The organism is Spirillospora sp. NPDC049652 (assembly GCF_040675125.1).
Lineage (GTDB): Bacteria > Actinomycetota > Actinomycetes > Streptosporangiales > Streptosporangiaceae > Spirillospora.
In genome coordinates this window covers 1-4,307 of record NZ_JBFAOF010000640.1, presented here as the reverse complement: position 1 = coordinate 4,307, position 4,307 = coordinate 1, and the positions used below count along the sequence as shown (strand labels likewise).

Annotated in this window: 4 protein-coding genes; 1 reads left to right on the top strand and 3 read right to left on the bottom strand. The window is 70.9% G+C overall.

Features of this window, described 5'->3' with window-relative positions; translation table 11 throughout:
* From AB0J52_RS29690 to AB0J52_RS29680, 3 genes are all read right to left on the bottom strand, one after another.
* On the bottom strand, positions 1-788 hold a 788-nt coding region (locus tag AB0J52_RS29690), incomplete at its 3' end, for a sensor histidine kinase (protein ID WP_500185887.1).
* A 63-nt stretch (positions 789-851) separates the two neighbouring features.
* On the bottom strand, positions 852-1,592 hold the full coding sequence (locus AB0J52_RS29685; protein ID WP_500185885.1) for an ABC transporter permease: 741 nt from the start codon (positions 1,590-1,592) through the stop codon (positions 852-854).
* A 42-nt stretch (positions 1,593-1,634) separates the two neighbouring features.
* The gene (locus tag AB0J52_RS29680; protein ID WP_500185884.1) at positions 1,635-2,519 is read right to left on the bottom strand and encodes an ABC transporter ATP-binding protein; all 885 of its coding nucleotides are present in this window, start codon (positions 2,517-2,519) and stop codon (positions 1,635-1,637) included.
* 222 nt (positions 2,520-2,741) lie between these two features.
* Between AB0J52_RS29680 and AB0J52_RS29675 the strand changes: the two genes are divergently transcribed.
* Positions 2,742-3,848 (top strand): ferritin-like domain-containing protein, encoded by a 1,107-nt coding sequence (locus AB0J52_RS29675; protein ID WP_500185882.1) that lies wholly within the window; start codon positions 2,742-2,744, stop codon positions 3,846-3,848.
* Positions 3,849-4,307 lie beyond the last annotated feature (459 nt).

Here is a 4,307-nt window from a genome sequence, read left to right as displayed (position 1 = left end):
GTCGCGCCGTCGAGCTCGCCGGTCAGGTCGCGGCGGCGGTACCCGGAGATCGTGGCGCGCACGTCCCGCAGCGCCTCGCGCGCCACGGCCTCGATGTCGTTGACCTCGGCGATCGCGCGGTCCACGTCGCGGGCGGCCATCCGGCGGGCCAGCTCGCTCTTCAGCACGATGAGCGACAGGCTGTGCCCGAGCAGGTCGTGCAGGTCGCGGGCGATGCGCAGCCGCTCGTTGGCGGCGGCCAGCCGGGTCGCCTCGGCGCGCGCCTCGCGGAGCTGCTGGACGAGCATCCGGGCGTGCCGGAAGGCGAACATGAACAGGCCGAGGGACAGTGCCGACATGGCGATCGTCAGCAGCCCGCCGCGGCCGATGCCGAGGTACCAGGACTGCAGGACGCTGAGCGCCGCCGCCGCGCCCGCGGCGTAGGGGACGGTCCGCAGCGGCAGGGTCATCGCCGCGAGGACGGACAGGTAGATCGGCATTCCGGCCCACTCGGCGCCGAACGCGAACGGCAGGCCCACGCACAGCGCCGTGAACAGGGTGAACAGCGCGTAGGTGCGCCGCCCGACGGGGTGCATCCAGCTCCGCATGGTGAGGGGCGTCGCCAGGTACAGCGCGACGAACGCCACCAGCGCGAGCGCCGCGAGGACGAGCCGGAGGCCGTGGTACCCGGCGACGACCTTGACGACCGGGACGATGTAGACCAGCCCGAACGCGGCCCAGAACGCGCGGCGGGGCCGGGACCGTCCCGGGTCCTCGCCGTCGATCGTCTCCTTGAACAGCCCGCTCATGGCTCGCTTCCGTGGGTCGGCAGGTCCTCTCGGGTCCAGTATTTCCTGTCGTGTCCTTTCCGGTCAGCGTGCCCGCACGGTGCGGCGGTAGGCGGGGACCGCCACGGCGGCGAGGCCGGCCGTCCAGCCCGCGAGCACCAGGCCCGTGGTGAGCGACGGCGCGTGCCCCGACACCAGCGTCCAGCCGAGCGAGCCGAACCGGTTCGACGGCGTCCAGCCCGCGACCGTCCGCAGCCCGGACGGCAGCCGGCTGACCGGCATCCACAGCCCGCCCACTATGGACAGCGCGAAATAGCACCCGAGTGTCACCGGCTGCGCGGCGTCCGGTCCGACGAGGCAGCCGATCAGGATGCCGAGCGCGGCGAACGGCAGCGACGCGATCCACATCAGCACGACCATCAGCGCCCAGTGCAGCGGGTCCACCCGGACGCCCTGGACGGCCACGGCGACCAGGCTGACCAGCAGGATCGCGGGCAGCGCCAGGACCATCGCGGCGACCGTCCGGCCGGTCACCACGGCCCACGGCCGCAGCGGCGTGGTCTGGAGCTGGCGCAGCCAGCCGGACGCGCGCTCGGCCGCGAACCGCTGGCCGGTCGCCGACAGTGAGGCCCCGATCGCGCCGAACGACGCCATCGACACCATGAGGTAGGTCGAGGCGTCCAGGCCGGTGCGCGGCTCGGTGCCGTCGCCCTTGAAGACGTTCGCCCACAGCAGGTAGAAGCCGACCGGGACGGCCAGGGTGAAGAACGTGAAGCGCCGGTCGCGGAACATCCGCAGGACCTCAAGGCGCAGATAGGCGAGCATCGGAAAGCCCTTCGTACGGGGGGAGGACGGGTGCGGGGAGGGTCAGGGACGGTCGGCGGTGAGGTCGAGGAACGCCTCCTCCAGGTCGGCGCCCTTGACCTCCAGGTCGCGGACGACCAGCCCGGTGCGGTACAGCGCGGCGGTCGTGGTGTCGGCGTCGGTGCTGGTCAGGACGGCGGTCGTGCCCCGGATCTCCACGCCGGTGACGCCCGGCAGCCGGTCCAGCCCGGCGGCGGGCTGGTCGCCGAGGGTGAAGCGGACGGTCCGGTTCCCGGCGCGCGCCTTGATCTCGGCGGCCGAGCCGTCGGCGACGATCCGGCCGCGCACCATGACGACGATCCGGTCGGCGTTCCCGTCCGCCTCCTCCAGGTAGTGGGTGGCGAACAGGATCGTCCGGCCGCCCGCCGCGTAGGCGCGCATGCTCGCCCAGAAGGCGCGCCGCGACTCGACGTCCATCGCGGCGGTCGGCTCGTCCAGGACGAGCAGCTTCGGCGCGCCCGCGATGGCGAGCGCGAAGCGGACCCGCTGCCGCTGCCCGCCGGACAGCCTGTCGGCGCGGCGCCCGGCGAGGCCGGTGAGGTCGGCGGTGGCGAGGATCTCGGCGAGCGGCATCGGCTCCGGGTACAGCCCGCGGACGAACCCGACGACCTCCTTCACGGTGAGGCCCTCGATGAGCGCGCCGTCCTGGAGCATCGCCCCGACGCGTCCGCGCGCGACGGCGGCGGCCGGGTCGGAGCCGAACACCCGGACGGCGCCGGAGTCGGGGCGGACGAGGCCGAGCAGCATCGAGACCGTGGTGCTCTTGCCGGCCCCGTTCGGCCCGAGCAGCGCGAGCGCCTGCCCGGCCGGGACGGTGAGGTCGAGCGGCTCGACGGCGCGGACCGGTCCGTAGCTCTTGGCGACCTGGGCGAGAGTGATGGCGTCCATGCGGTCAACGCTAGAAATGCGCAGCTCAGCCGGTTAGTGAAGGTTGTCGCGGGTCGGCGATGACTTTTGTCATGGCGGTCCGCCGGGTTCCGGACGACAGGAATGGGTCTGTTCGCCCCCCGCTTTACATGTTACGAAGGGATGTAAAGCGGTGGGTGGCAGATCCCCGTGCCGACCCGCGGTCGCCGAGGCCCGCGGGAGGCCCGTCCCCGGGAGGTTGGCATGACCTCGTACGACTTCTACGTCTCGTCCGTCCCCAAGGAGACCTGGGACGTCCCCATGTCCGGCGACGCCCGGTTCACCTGGGAGTACGACGACGGGCGCGACCGGCTGCTGAACCTGTACCAGAAGGGCAAGGACAAGCAGTGGGACGCGCAGAAGCGGATCGACTGGGACCTGGAGGTCGATCCGAACAACGTGGCCGGGCTGCCCGAGCAGTTCAACCCGCTGATGGGCTCCGACATCTGGGACAAGATGTCGCAGGCCGAGCGGGACGAGTTCGGCCGGCACCAGGGCGCGTGGCTGTTCAGCCAGTTCCTGCACGGTGAGCAGGGCGCGCTGAACGTGTCGGCGCGGATCGTCCAGTCCGTCCCGGACCTGGACTCCAAGTTCTACGCGGCCACCCAGACGATGGACGAGGCGCGGCACGTGGAGCTGTACTCGCGGTTCCTGCGCGAGAAGATCGGCATGTACTACCCGATCAACCAGGACCTGGCCAAGCTGCTGGCCGAGTCGCTGGAGGACTCCCGCTGGGACCTGCCCTACCTCGGCATGCAGGTGCTGATCGAGGGCCTCGCGCTCGCCGCGTTCGGGCTGTACCGGGACATGTCCACCAACCCGCTGGTCAAGCAGCTGCTCGCGTACGTCATGCAGGACGAGGCGCGGCACGTCGCGTTCGGCCGCCTCGCGCTGCGCGACTACTACGCCGAGCTCACCGAGAAGGAGCGCGCCGAGCGCGAGGAGTTCGTGGTCGAGGGCTGCTACCTGATGCGCGACCGGTTCAAGGGCCGCGAGGTGTTCGAGCAGCTCGACATGCCGATGGACAAGTGCATGGAGTTCGTCGACAACTCCGACATGTACACCCTCTACCAGTCGCTGCTGTTCAGCCGGATCGTGCCGTGCGTGAAGGACGTCGGGCTGTGGGGCGAGAAGGTGCAGGCCGCCTACCTCGACATGGGCGTCCTGGACAACGCCAAGGCCGACCTGGAGGCCCTCATGAAGCAGGACGAGGACATCGCGGAGGCGGTGGACCGCGAGCGCTACGAGCAGGAGCTCGCCGCCCGCCGCACCGAGGTGGACGAGGCCATCTCCCTGGGCGAGGGTTCATAGGGGCAGGGCAAGGACGGTTAAAGAAACGGGGTCGCCGGACCGGCGGCCCCGTTTCTGCTTTCTCCCGAGAAAGTTCGCCAAATCGCCTTGGCGAACGGTGTTGATATGCCGGTCCATGTCCGGCGATAACGGACGCCACTGAAGCGTTACAGCCGATTCGGAGATCCTTTCCCGGCCGCTCTGATTCATTTCGGAAAAGGGCTGTGCGCGGGCTGCGGCTGTACTAACGTCCCCGACCGGAAAGCCGGTGCAGACCACCGGACGGCACAGCGGGACCGCACCGCCGTCCCGCCAGCGCAGGGGCAAACCATTTCCCAGGGGGAAAGCATGAACCGATCCGCGCGGAACCTGATCAGGGCCGCCGCATTCGCGCCGCTCACCGTCGCACTGGCCGGTCTGTCCGGACCGGCCTTCGCGGGCACCGGCCACCCGGCCGGCCCGGGGCACGCGGTCGTCCCG

Bases quoted from the DNA above. Each gene is read 5' to 3' on its own strand.
- AB0J52_RS29685 (WP_500185885.1), bottom strand. From the start codon at position 1,592: ATGCTCGCCTATCTGCGCCTTGAGGTCCTGCGGATGTTCCGCGACCGG.
- AB0J52_RS29680 (WP_500185884.1), bottom strand. From the start codon at position 2,519: ATGGACGCCATCACTCTCGCCCAGGTCGCCAAGAGCTACGGACCGGTC.
- AB0J52_RS29675 (WP_500185882.1), top strand. From the start codon at position 2,742: ATGACCTCGTACGACTTCTACGTCTCGTCCGTCCCCAAGGAGACCTGG.